Genomic DNA, 15,471 nt, shown 5'->3' on the forward strand with positions numbered 1-15,471 from the left:
TGATCGTTGTCGTTACGGTCGAGAATCTGGGATGTCTGAGGAGCCGTTGCTTCCTGGGGCCTCCGCGACGGTCGGCGCCGCAAGAGGGGACTGCTCCTGGCGCTCTCGGAACGTGGTCTCCCACCACAATGCTCCCTTGATTCCCAACGGTTCGGGATCGAAGACGGGGTCCTGGCCGAGCTTGCGTTGCCGGTCGTAGTCCCGGACCACCTTGAACACGATGGGGGTCAGCAGTACCACGGAAATCATATTCAGCCAGGCCAGGAGACCGTACCCGATGTCTCCCGCGGCCCACATGGCGTCTGCGCTAATGACCGACCCGGTGAAGGAGATCGCCAGCGCGCCCAGTTTGATGATCCACTCGAAGAACCGGTTGCTCTTCTCTCCGAGCAGGAAGATCAGGTTCGTCGTCGCCACATAGAAGAAGAACACCTGGGAAGTGAAGGCGAACAGCAGAACCGCCAGTGCGACGAAGACGCTTCCCCAGCCCGGCAGGCTCGTGTCGATCGCCAACTGCACGAAGTTCGGACCGGCGATCGCGCCCGGTACGTGGTCGACGAGGTATCCGCCGGCCTGGTTCACCACGTGGTAGCTGTCTGTGATGATGATCATCAGACCGGTTGCCATGCAGATGAGGAACAGGTCGATGTAGATGCTGAAGGCCTGGATGATCCCCTGCTTACCGGGGTGGGTGGCATCAGCGGTCGCAGCGGCGAACGTTCCCTCGCCGAAGCCGGTGGCAGAGGCGAATACTGCGCGACGGACGCCCCAGGCGACTGCGAATCCAACGATGCCGCCGAACATCTGGTCCACCCCGAGGCCGGACATGACGATCAGTCGAAGTGCCTCCGGCACCTTTTCTGCGTTCATCGCAATGAGAACAACAGCGAACAGAAGGTAACCGACAGCCATGAACGGGACAACGGTCTGAGCCACCTGCACGACTCGACGGGTGCCGCCGACAACGACGAAAGCGAGGATGGCGGTGATCACCACACCCGTCATCCAGGGCTCGAGGCCGAAAGCCTGATTGGCGCTGGAGGCGATGTTGTTGGCCTGAATACCGGGGAAGACGAATCCGTAGCCGATCATTGCGGTGAGTGCCACTGCGGCAGCCAGCCAGCGAGCGCGCAGCCCGTGCCTGATGTAGTACGGCATGCCTCCCCGGTCTTCGCCGTGGATGCGACGTTTGAAGACCTGGGCCAGGACGGCTTCAGCGTAGGCGCAGGTCGAACCGAGGAATCCGGTGACCATGATCCATATCAGGGACCCCGGGCCGCCCATGGCGATGGCGGTTGCCACGCCAGCTATGCTGCCGACGCCGACCCTGCTGGACAGGGTGAGTGCGAGGGCCTGGAAAGACGACAGCCCGCCGTCGGTGGTCTTACTCTGGCGTAGTTGGCGGATCATGTCGGGGAGGCGTCGGAACTGGACGCCGCGTGTGACGATGGTGAAGAATCCGCCGACTGCCAGCGCAAAGTAGGCGAGTGGGTTCCAGATCCAGTCACTGATCGTTGTCAGTAAGTTCATGTGGGTACCGTCCGGGACGTGACACCCGCCGCGGAGGACCGTCCGATCGTGACACAGGACACAGTGCCGAGTCAAGAACTTGTTTTTTCGGCAAATCAGGTCAATGTCGTCGCGTGTCTGATAAGGCGGGGAAACCGCTGATCGCAGGTCATTTCTGAACAACGGCCTTGTGCAGAGCCCATTCGCTAGGTAGTTTTGTGATCACACATCACATCGGTGTGGAGCTTGAGAGCTCTTATCCTCGCAACCACCACGACACCCGCCGCGGGGATGACGGCTCACTCCCGAGCCCTGTACTGTCACCGTCCTCCCTGATCGCGACCCGCTCCTGCGGGTACGACCCCGGGGGATCCACCCTGGAAGTGAAAGGAAGATGATGGCCAAGACGATCGTGGCCGGAGTGGACTCAAGCCAGACCGCACTCAGCGCCGCCATGAAAGCTGCCGAACTGGCGGAAGGACTGGGGGGCGAGGTGCACCTCTGCACCGCCTACAGCACCACGAGTGCAGACGCCCTCGACTCGATCCGGACCAGGAACACCGGCGTCGCAAGCACCGCGGCGTACAGGACGTTGACCGACGGACTGGCTAAGGCGTCACAGCAGGTCGCAGAGTCGGTCGCCGCAGTCCTACGGGAGTCGTACCCCTCACTGGCGGTCGAGGCGACCTCCGGAGAAGGACCCCCGGCGGACGTCCTTCTACGGACAGCGAGGAAGGTCGACGCCGACCTCATCGTCGTAGGCAACAAACACGTCCAGGGTTTCAAACGCATCCTCGGCAGTGTCGCGCGCAAGGTCGCCTCTGAAGCGACATGCGACCTCTACATCGCCAACACCACCCAGAACGCCACCCAGCGGTGACCCGGGCCCCACTACGCTGAGCGGCATGCCCCGCACCTGCTTCGACCTCACCCACCCCATCGCCACAGACATGCCGGTCTACCCGGGCGATCCGACGGTGACGGTCACGGGAGTCGCCACCGTCGTCGCCGACGGATGTTCCGTCCGCTCACTCTCTCTGGGCACCCACACCGGTACACACGTGGACGCCCCGGCCCACGTCGACCAGGGTGGACGTACAGTCGACGGCATCCTCCCGGGTGAACTCATCGGCACAGCGAGTGTCCTGCATATCCCGGCCCTCAGGCCGGGGGAGATTATCACGCCGGCCCACCTGGGGGCGTGGCGCCCGGCGCGCATCGTGCTCATCGCGACCGGGTGGGACGCCCACTGGGGCACGGACGCCTACTCGACGTATCCAGTGCTTGGCGAGGAAGCGTGCCGACTGCTGACTGATGCAGGGATGCACCTTCTCGGCCTGGACACCGCCAGCCCCGACCCACCCGGTGCAGACGTTCTGTCTGTGCACGATCTACTGCTGGGGGCGGACCACCTGATCATCGAGAACCTCCGTGGACTCGCTGACCTGCCGTCGTCCGTGGAATTCACGGCGCTTCCCCTGCCCCTCGTCGGCGGGGACGGCTCGCCGGTACGCGCGGTGGCCCGACGACGAACTGCTTGCCAGGAGGGCCGACGCGGCAACCCCTCAGGTTGGTCCGACTAGCCTGTGGGGTTGCTCCGTCGGTCGCGGACCCCGTGGCAGACTGGTGGCCATGTCGACAGGACCATCAGCATCCTCTGCAGCGCACACCGCCCCAGAAAAACCCCCGGGCGGTGCGTATACACACGGTTTCGCCCGGGTCGCCGCGGCCACCGTTCCGGTCGCGGTCGCCGACCCGGCCACCAACGCCCGCGCCATCCTTGAGACCACCCGTGAGCTTCACGAGGATCACGTCGCCGTCGCCGTCTTCCCTGAACTCAGTCTCACCGGCTACGCCATCGACGACCTGGTCATGCAGGACGTCCTGCTTGACGCGGTCACGGATGCGCTGCACACCATCGTCGCCGCGTCGGAGAAGCTCTTTCCCGTCCTTGTCGTCGGCGCACCGCTGGCGCACGGCAACCGCCTGTACAACTGTGCCGTGGTTGTCCACCGGGGAAGGATCCTCGGCGTCGCACCGAAGTCCTACCTGCCGACCTACCGCGAGTTCTACGAACGCCGCTGGTATGCCCCGGGCGACGATGTGCGCGGCGGGCACATCCGGATCGGTGGTACCGAGGTTCCTTTCGGCACCGACCTGCTCTTCGACGCGCAGGACGTGCCTGGGCTGACCGTCCACGCCGAGGTCTGTGAGGACATGTGGGTTCCTGTGCCCCCGTCGTCGCTCGCGGCGTTGCAGGGGGCCACCGTCCTGCTGAATCTGTCGGGAAGCCCGATCACGGTGCAGCGGGCCGATGACCGGCACCTGCTGGCGAAATCGGCGTCGTACCGGAACCTGGCGGCCTATGTCTATGCCGCCGCAGGCCAGGGGGAGTCCACCAACGACGTCTCCTGGGACGGGTTGACCATGGTGTACGAACGCGGCGTGCTGCTGGAGGAGACTGAACGTTTCCCTGACGGTCCGCGGGTCAGCGTCGCTGATGTGGACGTCCACGGCCTGCGGGCGGCACGCATCCGCCAGGGCACGTTCGACGACAACCGTCGGGTCGTGCAGGACCGGTCAGACGTCGGTTTCCGCACCGTCCCCTTCACGCTCAATGCACCGCAGGTGGACGTGGGCCTGCACCGGGACGTCGTGCGGTTCCCGTTCGTGCCCGGCGACCCCGCCCGCCTGGCGCAGGACTGCTACGAGACCTTCAACATCCAGGTGTCCGGGCTTGTCCAGCGGCTGAAGGCCATCGGCGATCCCCGGCCTGTGATCGGCGTCTCCGGTGGCTTGGACTCCACCCATGCTCTCCTGGTTGTGGCCCGTGCGATGGACCGTACGGGGCGCCCGCGGTCGGACATTCTGGCGTACACGATGCCGGGCTTCGCCACCTCGGACCACACGAAATCGAACGCGGTGAAGCTCGCCGAGGCGTTAGGTGCGACCATCGAGACGCTCGACATCCGACCCGCGGCCACCGAGATGCTGTCGCAGATGGGCCATCCTGCCGGGGACGGTGAGCCGGTGTATGACGTCACCTTCGAGAACGTGCAGGCGGGTCTGCGCACCGACTACCTCTTCCGTCTGGCCAACCACCTCGGCGGCATCGTGGTGGGTACCGGCGACCTTTCCGAGTTCGCCCTCGGCTGGTGCACATACGGGGTGGGGGACCAGATGAGCCACTATGCGGTGAATTCCGGAGTGCCGAAGACACTGATCCAGCACCTCATCCGCTGGGTGATCGCCGACGGGAACGTGGTCGACAAGGACGCCGCGGAGGTACTGCGCTCGGTGCTGGACACGGAAATCAGTCCCGAACTGGTGCCCGCCGGTGCGGACGGGCAGGTGCAGTCCACGGAAGACACCATCGGCCCGTACGCGCTGCACGACTTCACTCTGTGGCATGTGTTCCGTGGGACCCGTCCCTCCACGATTGCCTTCCTCGCCTGGCACGCCTGGAAGGACGCAGGGGAGGGGCAGTGGCCGGCAGGGTTCCCGGACGAGGATCGGTACGACTATGACCTGCAGACGATCGTGGCGTGGGAGCGTACCTTCCTGCGCCGGTTCTTCGGCTTCGCCCAGTTCAAACGGACTGCCGTGCCGAACGGGCCGAAAGTGTCCCCCGCGGGGTCGTTGTCGCCGCGGGGAGACTGGCGGGCCCCGTCGGACGGGAATGCCCGGGTGTGGCTGGCCGAGCTCGAGCGCAGTTATCCCGACGTGCTCCCCGATATCGGGGGGTGAATTCTCCGCTCTTTTCTCTTCAATCTCCCCGGATATCGTCTCGGTCATACTGACTGGTAGACGCGCTTTCTGACGCCAATACCGTAGCCCTTCTCTGGCAGTTTTTATCCAGAATGTTCGCAGTGAACTCCAATGTTTCCTATGGTGGAAGTCTGTCATAAGGAATTCCGCGGACGTCGGAGGCGAAAAGAGCATGGGCGTAGTTGAGGCTTCACATGTCTACAAGGTCTTCGGGAAGAACGGCCCTGAAGTGGTGCGACGACTCGAGGAAGGGGCCGACCGGAGTGAACTGACGGAACTGGGGACCGCTGGCGTCATCGACGCGAGTTTCTCCGTGGACAAGGGCGAGATTTTCGTCGTGATGGGACTGTCGGGTTCCGGCAAATCCACCCTGATCCGCATGATCAACGGGTTGTGGACGCCTACAGCAGGCTCGATCAACGTCGCTGGGAAGAACATTTCGGAGATGGGAGACCGTGAGCTCCGGGAACTCCGTAAGAAGCACATTTCCATGGTGTTCCAGCATTTCGCCCTGCTGCCGCACCGCACCGTCCGGGACAATGCCGCCTACTCCCTGGAAATTCAGGGGGTAGGTAAGAAACAGAGGTTGGAACAGGCCGACCACTGGCTGCAGCAGGTCGGGCTGGACGGGTGGGGAGACAGTCTGCCGGGGCAGCTCTCCGGCGGCATGCAGCAGCGAGTCGGGTTGGCGCGGGCACTCGCGGCCGAGACGGAGATCCTGCTCATGGATGAGGCGTTCTCTGCGCTCGACCCCCTGATCCGTAACGAGATGCAGTCCCAACTGCTTGAACTGCAGCGTGACCTGGGCAAGACAATCATCTTCATCAGTCATGACCTCAATGAAGCGATGCGGCTCGGGGACCGCATCGCGATCATGCGCGCCGGACGTATCGCACAGATCGGTACGGCGAACGAGATTCTCACGAACCCTGCCGATGATTACATTGCTGATTTCCTCGCCGACATCGACCGCACCCGCGTCCTGACGGCGCGCAACGTGATGACGAGCGCCGGCCCGGAGGCGTCCTCTCTGCCGACGGTGGATGCGAGCACCCTGCTGGGTGACCTGTTTGTCCGGTCTGTCGATGCGTATGGCCCCACGGACGCCACCGGATCGTTGGCGGTGATGGACAACGGCTCCCTGGTCGGTGTCGTGGACCCGAAGGCACTGGTGGCGACGATGGCCGGAAAGGTGAACTGATCCATGGGTACATTCCTCAATCCGGACATTCCGCTCGGGCGGTGGGTCTCTGATTTCATCGACTGGTTCAACGAGGCTTTCAGTTGGTTGCTGGACTTCATCGGCACCGTCCTCGGTGGTGCGTACGACAGCGTCGCCACCGTTCTGGAATCTCCCGTCTACTGGGTGATGATCATCGTGCTCGCCGCACTCGCCTGGGCTGCGGCCAGTTGGAAGGTCGCACTGTTCACTGTCGTCGGCTTCTACGTCGTCCGCGGAGTGAACCAGTGGACCAACACCATGGACACGCTGGCGATGGTGTTCGTGGCGGTGGTCATCGCCGTGGTCATCGCGGTGCCGGTGGGTATCTGGGCGGCGAAATCGGCAACGGTGTCGACGATCGTCAAACCCGTGCTGGACTTCATGCAGGCGATGCCGGCCCTGGCCTACCTGGTGCCGATCATGGTGATCTTCGGAATCGGTGTGGTCCCGGGCATGATCGCCACACTGATCTTCTGCCTGCCGCCGGGGGTCCGGTTCACTGAGCTGGGGATACGCCAGGTCAACCAGGAAACCGTGGAGGCCGGCAACGCTTTCGGTGCAACACCACGCCACATCCTCTTCCGTATCGAGTTGCCGCTGGCTCTGCCCACGATCATGGCAGGTATCAACCAGGTCATCATGCTGGCCCTGTCCATGGTGGTGCTGGCCGGTATGGCCGGTGCGGATGGTCTGGGCGGGCCCGTCACCCAGGCGCTGCAGACCCTCAACGTCCCACTCGGGGTGAACGCTGGCGTCGCCGTGGTCATCCTGGCGATCTACCTGGACAGGGTGACTGCGGGACTCGGCCGTCGTACGCCGCTGGCACGGGCGAAGAAGGAGAGCGGCTGAGACAGAATCATTTCAGTAGGCTAATCATCACACGACTTTCTCGAGGAGAGACCATGACCACGACTGCACGGACCACCACACTGAAGAGAGGACGCAAGGCTGCGTCCCTCGGCGCACTCCTGATGACCACCGCCCTGGTGGCGTCCGCCTGCGGCGCCGAGAACGAAGGCGGCGGAAGCGACAACAACGGTGACGGCGATGACTCGAGCGCCGCCTCTGAGTTCGCGGACTGCACCCCGGGTGAGGAGTCGTCCGACCTCGCTGACCTCGACACCGACGACGACACCGACATCACGATTGCCGCGTTCAACGGCTGGGACGAGTCCTTCGCCGCCTCGCATCTGGTCAAGCATGTCCTGGAGGACGAGGGCTACACCGTCACGATCTCCAACTTCGACGCTGCGCCGGCCTACACCGGCGTTGCTGGCGGTGACATCGACTTTCTCATGGACGGCTGGCTACCTATTACCCACGCCGAACAGATTGAGAACTACGGCGACGATCTTGAGCCCCAGGGCTGCTGGTACGACAATGCGAAGCTGACGATCGCCGTGAACGAAGATTCTCCTGCCCAGAGCATTGCAGATCTTGCCGGCATGGGCGACGACTACGACAACACGCTGGTCGGTATCGACCCCGGCGCCGGTTTGACGAAGCAGACGCAGGACCACGCGATCCCGGAGTACGGGCTGCAGGACTACGACTTCCAGATCTCCTCCGCTCCGGCAATGCTGGCTGCGTTGAAGCGTGCCACCGACAACGGTGACGACATCGCTGTCACCCTGTGGCGCCCGCACTGGGCCTACGATGCTTTCCCCGTCCGCGACCTGGAAGACCCGAAGGGTGCCATGGGAGGTGCGGAGAACATCTACAACTTCTCCCGTACCGGCTTCTCCGACGACAACCCCTATGTCGCTCAGCTGCTGAAGAACCTGGTGCTCGATGACGAACACCTGTCGTCCCTGGAGAATGTCATGTTCTCTGAAGACAACTACGGTGGCGAGAACATGGAGGAGGCCGTCTCCGAGTGGCTCGACGACAACTCGGACTTCGTCGACGACTGGAAGGCCGGCGCGCTGGGCTAGTCAGCTGATCTTCCCGGTAGTCACCATTCGCCGTCCTGCCTCGAGCAGGGCGGCGAATTCGTTGTCCGGCATGAGGGAGCCGCCGGTGAGCCAGGCGATGTGGGTCCCGGGGTTATCGGTGTTTGCATCCACGAGACAACCAGCTGCTCGCAGGCCCGCACACGCCGAGGGTTCGAGGGACATCGCGGAGACATCGTGCGCCAGCGCGAGGACACGCATCAGGTCGTCGTCAGTGACCGTGGCATAGCCCGCAATCAGGCCGCCGACGGTCGCTCCGACGAAGCCGGAGGGCCGGCCGACCGCCAGCCCGTCGGCGACGGTGAGCTCTCCGCGCCCGATGTCCGTGACGCTGATGGCGTCGTCCAAACCGGTGAGCCTGCCGAGCAGGAATGCGGGCATCGACACCGGTTCGACGAACACGCACCGCACATTGTCGCCGAAGATAGTGGCCAGACCGTACGTGATTCCACCGGGTGCGCCGCCGATCCCGCAGGGAAGATACACGGTCAACGGGTGCTTCTCGTCGACCTGGACCGATGCCGCGGCTAACTGCCCGGCGAGCCGCCGACCAGCAACGGCGTAACCGGCGAAGAGGCTCCGTGAATTCTCGTCGTCGATGAAGTGCGCGTGTGGGTCCGCCTCGGCGGCGCGACGACCGGCGTGTACTGCCTCTGTGAAGTCTGTGTCGTGTTCGACGACGTCCACGCCGGAACGGCGGAGCCTGTCTTTCTTCCACTGTTTGGCATCGTGTGACATGTGCACGGTGACGGAGAATCCGAGAACTGCACCCATCAGGCCGATCGACATCCCCAGGTTGCCCGTGGAACCGACGACGATGCGCCGCGTCGCCATCTTCTCGCGTACCGGCTCCTCGAGAAACGCCGTGGGGCCGGTTGACAGGTCGATGCCGAGGTCCGCGGCGACGCTGAGCGCCGTCTCGAGGACTTCGTGAATGCCGCCGCGTGATTTCACTGAGCCGCTCACCGCCAGTGCGTCGTCACGCTTCACCCACAGGTTTCGGGGAACGGGGCGGCCGAATTCCTGCGAGAGAGCATCGCTGAGCGCACTGACCTTCGTTAACGGAGATTCGATGATGCCGCCGAGTTCCCGCGTATCGGGAAAGAGTTCTTCGACCAACGGGGCGAACCAGCGGAAACGTTCCTCGGCGGCGTCGGTGGCGGCGGTGAGTGCGCCAGGGCCGGTGTGGGACCGTTGCGTCGTGCATTCGGGCACCCAGACGGTGGGTCGGCCGGCAACGAGATCGTCGAACACGGCACGGGCGCGGTCGGAGGACAGTGAGCCCCGGAGAGTCTGCATGGCGACCCAGTGTAGAGGCGAGCGGGGTGGTACGCGTCCACGAATTCCCGGCAACGCGAAAACCCCCGGTCCGAAGACCGGGGGTTGTCCGTGGCGGAGGATAGGGGATTTGAACCCCTGAGGGATGTGACTCCCGCACGCGTTCCAGGCGTGTGACATAGGCCGCTAGTCGAATCCTCCGCCGAGAAATATACACACGACGGTGCCTGGGATGCAAAACTACTGCTCGTTCGATGATTCTGCCGGGGCGGCGGGGACACACGGAGCTTGTCCGGCACGGTACTGGTTGCAATGTTGGCTCCCGCTGCCACCACTTGCTACCATGAGGGCCGGACGCCGCGCGGCGTGCATCTTGTGAACTCCCCCAGGGCAGGAATGCAGCAAGGGTCAACGAGCTCTGGCGGGTGCGCGGTGTCCTTTAATTTTTTCTGCAGGTGCCCCTGGAGAATGTCCGGGGCATCAGGGTAGGTTCGGGGGTGGACCTGCTTTTCCGACGAAGGGCATTTCATGCTGATCGATGACCGTCATCTTGCGCACTGCCGTGCGTTGACGTCGTCGTAGCCGTACCGTCGGCTCCGTTGTCAACGCGTCCGTTGACAACCACTGGAGCCGATGATGTCAATCACCCACCAGCCGTCTGTCGTCCTGTCAGACGTGTCTTTTTCCTGGCCTGACGGTACCCCTGCCCTGGACCATATTTCTGCCGCATTCGGTACCGGGCGTACCGGCCTGGTCGGCGCCAACGGAACCGGGAAGTCGACCCTGCTCAAGCTCATCACCGGTGAGTTGATACCCGTCGCCGGGACGGTCACCACCAACGGTGCCGTCGGCTACCTGCCCCAGAACCTGCTCCTCACCACAGAGGTGACGGTGTCGGATCTTCTCGGCATCACCGATAAGACCGACGCGCTGCGCGCCATCGAGGCAGGCTCCGTCGAAACGCGGCACTTCGATGCCCTGGACGAGGCGTGGGACTTTGAAGTCCAGGCCCGAGCTGCGCTGGACAACGTCGGTCTCGAGAAGATCGACGTCGACCGGGCGGTCGGGACTCTGTCTGGCGGAGAAGTCGTCCTGGCGGCCGTGGCAGGACTCCGGTTGCGCAGCAGCCGGAGCGAGGGGGTCGTCCTGCTCGACGAGCCCACCAATAATCTTGACCGCGGTGCGCGGCATGATCTCTATGCCGCGGTCGCGGCATGGCCAGGTGCGCTGATCGTGGTCAGTCACGATGTCACGTTGCTCGACCTCATGGATGACACCGCAGAACTGCGTCTCGGACACCTGGAGCTGTTCGGCGGTGGCTACAGCGACTATCAGGAGCAGGTGGACCGGGAGCAGGCGGCCGCTGAGCAGGCGCTGCGTACCGCAGAACAGAAACTCAGGACGGAGAAGCGGCAGCAGACGGAGGCCCAGACAAAGCTGGCACGTCGTCAGCGCTACGCCCGTACGGATTTCGTGAACAAGCGCAGACCTAGGACGATCATGAATCAGCGTAAGACCGAGGCCCAGGTCTCTGCCGGAAAGCTGCGTGGAGAACTCGACGAGAAGGTGGCGGCGGCCCAGGAGGAGAAGCGGCAACAGGAGGGGCGGATCCGTGATGACACGGCCATGCGGATCACACTGCCGGATCTCGACGTGCCTGCTGGACGGCGCCTGGTCGAGTTCAGTGACGACCATGGTGCGTCACTTGTGCTGCAGGGGACGGAGCGTGTTGCACTGACCGGACCGAACGGTATCGGGAAGACCCGGTTACTGGAGTCTCTCATCCGTCAGGCCCGGGGCGACGGCAGTTCGGATGACGGTTCGACCGGGACGCAGAACAGTGTCCGGACATCTGCGTTCACCGACCGGATCGGTTACCTGCCGCAGCGGCTCGAACACCTGGATGACACCGTCAGCGTCATCGACACGGTGCGGGCGGCGGCACCGAATTCCTCGGTGGAGCAGGTGCGTGCGAGTCTCGCCAGGTTTCTCTTCAGAGCGGACAGGGTGCACCAGACAGTAGGGGAGTTGTCTGGTGGAGAACGTTTCCGGGTCGCCCTGGCCAGTATTCTGCTTGCGGAACCGGCGCATCAGCTGCTGGTACTTGACGAGCCCACCAACAACCTTGACCTCGACAGTGTCGATGCTCTTGTTTCCGCGTTGGGGGGCTATCGCGGAGGATTGATCGTAGTCAGCCACGATGATGCATTCCTCGACCGGTTAGGCATCGATACCTGGCTGGAACTTCAGCATGGCGCTCTGCGCCGGGGCGGCCTATAGTTCACTTCATTAGCCAATCAAAATATGTCGGGAGCGACGATGGTACGTACGCGAGTCCACAACCTGTTCGTATCCTCCGACGGGTACGCGGCCGGAGACTATGTGACCTTCGAGAAGCCGATCGGGGATGCCGGAGCACTGTTCAGTCGTTTTGACGGTCGTGTCATTGACGGCATCCACGGTATCGACGGGACCGGTGACCCGGTGACCGCAGACCACGCCATGTTCAGTATGTGGGGCCAGGGGATCGGGGCTGAGATCATGGGCCGACGTAAATTCGGCCCGCAGACAGGCCCGTGGCCGGACGACGGCTGGGAAGGATGGTGGGGAGAGGCCCCGCCCTTCCGGACTCCGGTCTATGTCCTGACCCATTACCCGCGGGAGTCGATCGAGTTCGACAACGGTACGAGTTTCCATTTCGTGGATGCGGCGCCGGACGAGGCGCTCCGCCTTGCGCGTTCTGCGGCACAGGGCCTGGATGTGCGTCTCGGCGGCGGTCCGTCGACGGTGAGTGAGTTCCTGCAGGCGGACCTCGTCGACTTTCTTCATCTCATCATCATCCCGGTTGTCCTCGGGGCGGGTGTGCGAATCTGGGATGACCTCGCTGGGGTGGAGGATCGCTTTACTGTCGAGTCTGTCAGCACGTCCTCCGGGCTCACTCATCAGCTGTGGAACAGGATTCCCCGGGGTTGAGTCCGACTGTCCGGTGGCAGCGGAGCTACCGGTGTCGGGTTGCTGTGGTCGCGAGCAGCAGGGTTCCGACAGCGGCGCCTCCGATGAGCCACAGCAGTGCAGGGACCACTGAGCTGTCGGCTCCAGCTGTTCCTGCACAGACGTTCATCGCCTCCACGACGGTGCTCAGCGGATTGCTCCGGACAATTCCCTGCATATAGGAGGGGAATCCTTCGACCGGCATGAACCCGCTGTTGCAGAACATCATGATCATCATCACCGGCAGCGCGGACACTGTGGCCTCCGGGGTGCGCGCCACCACCCCGACCCACGTCAGGAAGCAGCTGAAAGCCAGGGAGACCAGGGCCGCAAGTGCGAGGATGCCGGGTACTGCCAGCGGGTTCTCCAGCCGGTACCCCATGAAGAGCCCTGTCGTCAGGATCAGGGCCGCGCCGACGGTCCCGCGAATCACCTCCGCGAGGACCCGTCCGATCAGAGGTGACACGGTGACACCGGGAAGCGTCCGGAACCGGGTGAACAGTCCTTCCTGGCGTTCGGTGACCAGGCCGGCAGCGCTGGTGGCACCAGCGAACATCGGTCCTGTGCAGATCATCAGAGGCACCAACCCCTGGACTGCGGGGCGACCTGTCGCCATCTCGATGGCGTTGCCGAACATGAACGCGATGATCAGCAGCATCGCCACCGGCATGCCCAGGCTCTGTGCCAGAATCGCGGGGGTGCGCGACCATCCGCGTAGGGTTCGTCCGGCATGGAGGGCGACCGCGTCGAGGACGGACGCCGAGGTGCGCTGGGGTGGGGACGTGTGCGTTGTCGTGCTCATCGGCTCCTCCTGAAACTCCGGGCGCACAGGACGGCACCGACGACTGCAAGTCCGACGATCCAGGCGGTAGCGGCCCCGGCTGTGCCCGCGGTGACACCGGTGGTGCTGGCCTGGCGGAGGAGTTCTCCGATGACGGACACCGGGAGTGCACCGATGATGTCCGCCGCCCCGTCGGGCAGCGTTTCAGCGGGCACGAAGGACGTGGACAACATGATCAGTGGCATGGACACCGCCTGGAGCAGGGCAGCGGCAGATTCGGGGGTGGCGGCCAGCAGCGAGATGCCGTCGTAGACCAGTGATGCTGCGACGGCGAAACCGACGATTACCGTCAGGTAAACCAGTGTGTCGCCGGCATCGCCCTTCCACCCGAATCCGAGAAACACGGCACCGATCACGGTCACGACCGTCACGGACAACACTGCGCGGGTCAGATCGGCGACGAGACGGCCAAGCACCGGAGCCGCGGTGGATACCGGGGAGGCTCGCAGTCGGTCATTGATCCCGTTGGCCTTGTCGACTCCGATGGCCATCGCCGAGCCGCCGGCGGTGAAGAGGACCGCCTGAAGCGTCGCCGCAGGAACGAGATACTGCCCGTAATCGATACCGTTGGATTCCATGACCCGGGAGAAGACGATGTAGAGGGCGACGAGGAACAGCCCCGGAATCACGGTGGCGCTGATGACCGATCCAGAGTTGCGGCGGATCCGGAGTATGTTGCGTTCAGCCAGCGCCAGCGTGGACGGGAGAAACTCCGGCGCCCGGGGAACCGTGGTGGGGGAGGCGAAGGTGGTCACGGCGCTGTCTCCTGCGGTGCGGTCTTACCGGTGAGGGTGAAGAACACGTCGTCCAGGGTGTGACTGCCCATTTCCATGGCAGCCAGTTCGATACCTGAGGCCCCCAGCGCCTGCATCACTGCTGCCGCCGTCCGGGCTCCATCCGTTAACGGAACCGCGACCGTCTCTTCCCCGGTGGTCGGTGACCAGGTGGTGAGGGCGCCAGAGAGCAGGGGGAGATCGGCAGGATCCTCCGGGGTGAGAATGAGGTCATTCGGGCCGAGCCGTCCCTTGAGTTCGTCTGCCGTTCCCTCGGCGATGACCGTGCCGTGGTCAATGACCACGATGCGGTCAGCGAGTTCGTCTGCTTCCTCGAGATACTGGGTTGTGAGCACGATCGTCACCCCGCGGGCCTTGAGGCTCCTGACCACGTCCCAGAGTTCGGAGCGGGCGTGGGGGTCGAGGCCGGTGGTCGGTTCATCGAGGAAGAGGACTTCCGTGACGGTCATCATGGACACCGCGATGTCCAGACGGCGCCGCATGCCACCGGAGTACGTACGGACCAGCGAGCCGCCGACATCGGAGAGGCTGAGACTGGCCAGGAGTTGATCGGCGCGGTCCCCGGCCGCGGTTCTGCGGAGGCCGCGGAGGCGCCCGAAGAGGACGAGATTCTCGCGGCCGGTCAACTCGCCGTCCACGGCCGCGAACTGACCCGTCAGTGAAATCGCGGACCGTACAGCCGCGGCGTCCTTCACGACGTCGAACCCGGCGACGCTCGCGGTGCCACTGTCGGGGGTTTCCAGGGTGGACAGGACGTTGACGGCGGTGGTCTTGCCTGCGCCGTTGGGCCCGAGGACACCAAGAACCTCGCCGGGCTGGACGCTGAGGCTCAGCCGGTCGAGGGCCTGCACCGTGCGGTCGCGGGTGCGGTAGGTCTTCGAGACCGTGTCCATGTTGACGATGGGGGACGCGCTGCGCTCAGGCTCTGTCATCACTGTGGTCTCCGGATCCTAACTGTGAATAGGTATCAGCATTAGGTTTGCCTGTTCGATGTCAATTGTCAAGGGATGGTGTCAGGGGCAGGGTCCGCTCCCGCCGCTCGTCGACGTCCCTGGTGATGTCCCCGGTGATCTGAGCCGCCACAGGGGGTACGAACCGGCTGCGATGCCACACCCT

At 64.1% G+C, this 15,471-nt stretch carries 13 protein-coding genes, 1 tRNA gene and 1 other RNA gene; 9 read left to right on the forward strand and 6 right to left on the reverse strand.

What is annotated here, in order from left to right; all coding sequences use genetic code 11:
• Nucleotides 1-12: 12 nt before the first annotated feature.
• Nucleotides 13-1,530: an alanine/glycine:cation symporter family protein gene (locus tag CGLY_RS02405; RefSeq protein WP_052539517.1), complete on the reverse strand. Its 1,518-nt coding sequence runs from the start codon at nucleotides 1,528-1,530 to the stop codon at nucleotides 13-15.
• Nucleotides 1,531-1,906: 376 nt separating this feature from the next.
• On the opposite strand from CGLY_RS02405, the gene CGLY_RS02410 reads away from it, so the two are divergent.
• The 6 genes from CGLY_RS02410 to CGLY_RS02435 all read left to right on the forward strand — a co-directional run bounded on the left by CGLY_RS02410 (nucleotide 1,907) and on the right by CGLY_RS02435 (nucleotide 8,433).
• Nucleotides 1,907-2,389 carry a universal stress protein gene (locus tag CGLY_RS02410; RefSeq protein ID WP_038545849.1) on the forward strand — a complete coding sequence of 161 codons (483 nt, stop codon included), beginning with the start codon at nucleotides 1,907-1,909 and terminating at the stop codon, nucleotides 2,387-2,389.
• Nucleotides 2,390-2,414: 25 nt separating this feature from the next.
• Nucleotides 2,415-3,092 (forward strand): cyclase family protein, encoded by a 678-nt coding sequence (locus CGLY_RS02415; protein WP_052539519.1) that lies wholly within the window; start codon nucleotides 2,415-2,417, stop codon nucleotides 3,090-3,092.
• A 49-nt stretch (nucleotides 3,093-3,141) separates the two neighbouring features.
• The gene (locus tag CGLY_RS02420) at nucleotides 3,142-5,256 is read left to right on the forward strand and encodes an NAD(+) synthase (RefSeq protein WP_052539520.1); all 2,115 of its coding nucleotides are present in this window, start codon (nucleotides 3,142-3,144) and stop codon (nucleotides 5,254-5,256) included.
• A 193-nt stretch (nucleotides 5,257-5,449) separates the two neighbouring features.
• Complete coding sequence (locus tag CGLY_RS02425) at nucleotides 5,450-6,478, forward strand: quaternary amine ABC transporter ATP-binding protein (RefSeq protein WP_038545852.1); 1,029 nt, start codon at nucleotides 5,450-5,452, stop codon at nucleotides 6,476-6,478.
• A gap of 3 nt (nucleotides 6,479-6,481) precedes the next feature.
• Nucleotides 6,482-7,348 (forward strand): ABC transporter permease, encoded by an 867-nt coding sequence (locus CGLY_RS02430; RefSeq protein WP_038545854.1) that lies wholly within the window; start codon nucleotides 6,482-6,484, stop codon nucleotides 7,346-7,348.
• Nucleotides 7,349-7,401: 53 nt separating this feature from the next.
• Nucleotides 7,402-8,433, forward strand: coding sequence for a glycine betaine ABC transporter substrate-binding protein (locus CGLY_RS02435; protein ID WP_081803744.1), 1,032 nt, complete (start codon nucleotides 7,402-7,404; stop codon nucleotides 8,431-8,433).
• Here CGLY_RS02435 and CGLY_RS02440 read toward each other — a convergent pair whose 3' ends face one another.
• Nucleotides 8,434-9,750 carry a D-serine ammonia-lyase gene (locus CGLY_RS02440; RefSeq protein ID WP_038545857.1) on the reverse strand — a complete coding sequence of 439 codons (1,317 nt, stop codon included), beginning with the start codon at nucleotides 9,748-9,750 and terminating at the stop codon, nucleotides 8,434-8,436.
• 91 nt (nucleotides 9,751-9,841) lie between these two features.
• Nucleotides 9,842-9,930, reverse strand: a tRNA-Ser gene (locus tag CGLY_RS02445).
• Between the two features lie 147 nt (nucleotides 9,931-10,077).
• Between CGLY_RS02445 and ffs the strand changes: the two genes are divergently transcribed.
• The 3 genes from ffs to CGLY_RS02455 all read left to right on the forward strand — a co-directional run bounded on the left by ffs (nucleotide 10,078) and on the right by CGLY_RS02455 (nucleotide 12,702).
• Nucleotides 10,078-10,174, forward strand: an RNA gene (gene ffs, locus CGLY_RS17050) — signal recognition particle sRNA small type.
• A gap of 191 nt (nucleotides 10,175-10,365) precedes the next feature.
• Nucleotides 10,366-12,009, forward strand: coding sequence for an ABC-F family ATP-binding cassette domain-containing protein (locus CGLY_RS02450; protein ID WP_038550957.1), 1,644 nt, complete (start codon nucleotides 10,366-10,368; stop codon nucleotides 12,007-12,009).
• A gap of 39 nt (nucleotides 12,010-12,048) precedes the next feature.
• Nucleotides 12,049-12,702 carry a dihydrofolate reductase family protein gene (locus tag CGLY_RS02455; RefSeq protein ID WP_038545860.1) on the forward strand — a complete coding sequence of 218 codons (654 nt, stop codon included), beginning with the start codon at nucleotides 12,049-12,051 and terminating at the stop codon, nucleotides 12,700-12,702.
• A gap of 25 nt (nucleotides 12,703-12,727) precedes the next feature.
• Here CGLY_RS02455 and CGLY_RS02460 read toward each other — a convergent pair whose 3' ends face one another.
• From CGLY_RS02460 to CGLY_RS02470, 3 genes are read right to left on the reverse strand one after another with little or no spacing between them, the layout of a single operon-like run.
• Nucleotides 12,728-13,522, reverse strand: coding sequence for an ABC transporter permease (locus CGLY_RS02460; protein WP_038545864.1), 795 nt, complete (start codon nucleotides 13,520-13,522; stop codon nucleotides 12,728-12,730).
• A complete protein-coding gene (locus tag CGLY_RS02465; RefSeq protein ID WP_052539522.1) occupies nucleotides 13,519-14,316 on the reverse strand; it encodes an ABC transporter permease in 798 nt (265 codons plus the stop codon). Before CGLY_RS02465 ends, CGLY_RS02460 begins: the two co-directional genes overlap by 4 nt.
• Nucleotides 14,313-15,287: a daunorubicin resistance protein DrrA family ABC transporter ATP-binding protein gene (locus CGLY_RS02470; RefSeq protein ID WP_038545867.1), complete on the reverse strand. Its 975-nt coding sequence runs from the start codon at nucleotides 15,285-15,287 to the stop codon at nucleotides 14,313-14,315. The genes CGLY_RS02465 and CGLY_RS02470 overlap by 4 nt, the downstream gene beginning before the upstream one ends.
• Nucleotides 15,288-15,471 lie beyond the last annotated feature (184 nt).

Origin of the sequence: Corynebacterium glyciniphilum AJ 3170, from assembly GCF_000626675.1 — a bacterium.
GTDB lineage: Bacteria > Actinomycetota > Actinomycetes > Mycobacteriales > Mycobacteriaceae > Corynebacterium > Corynebacterium glyciniphilum.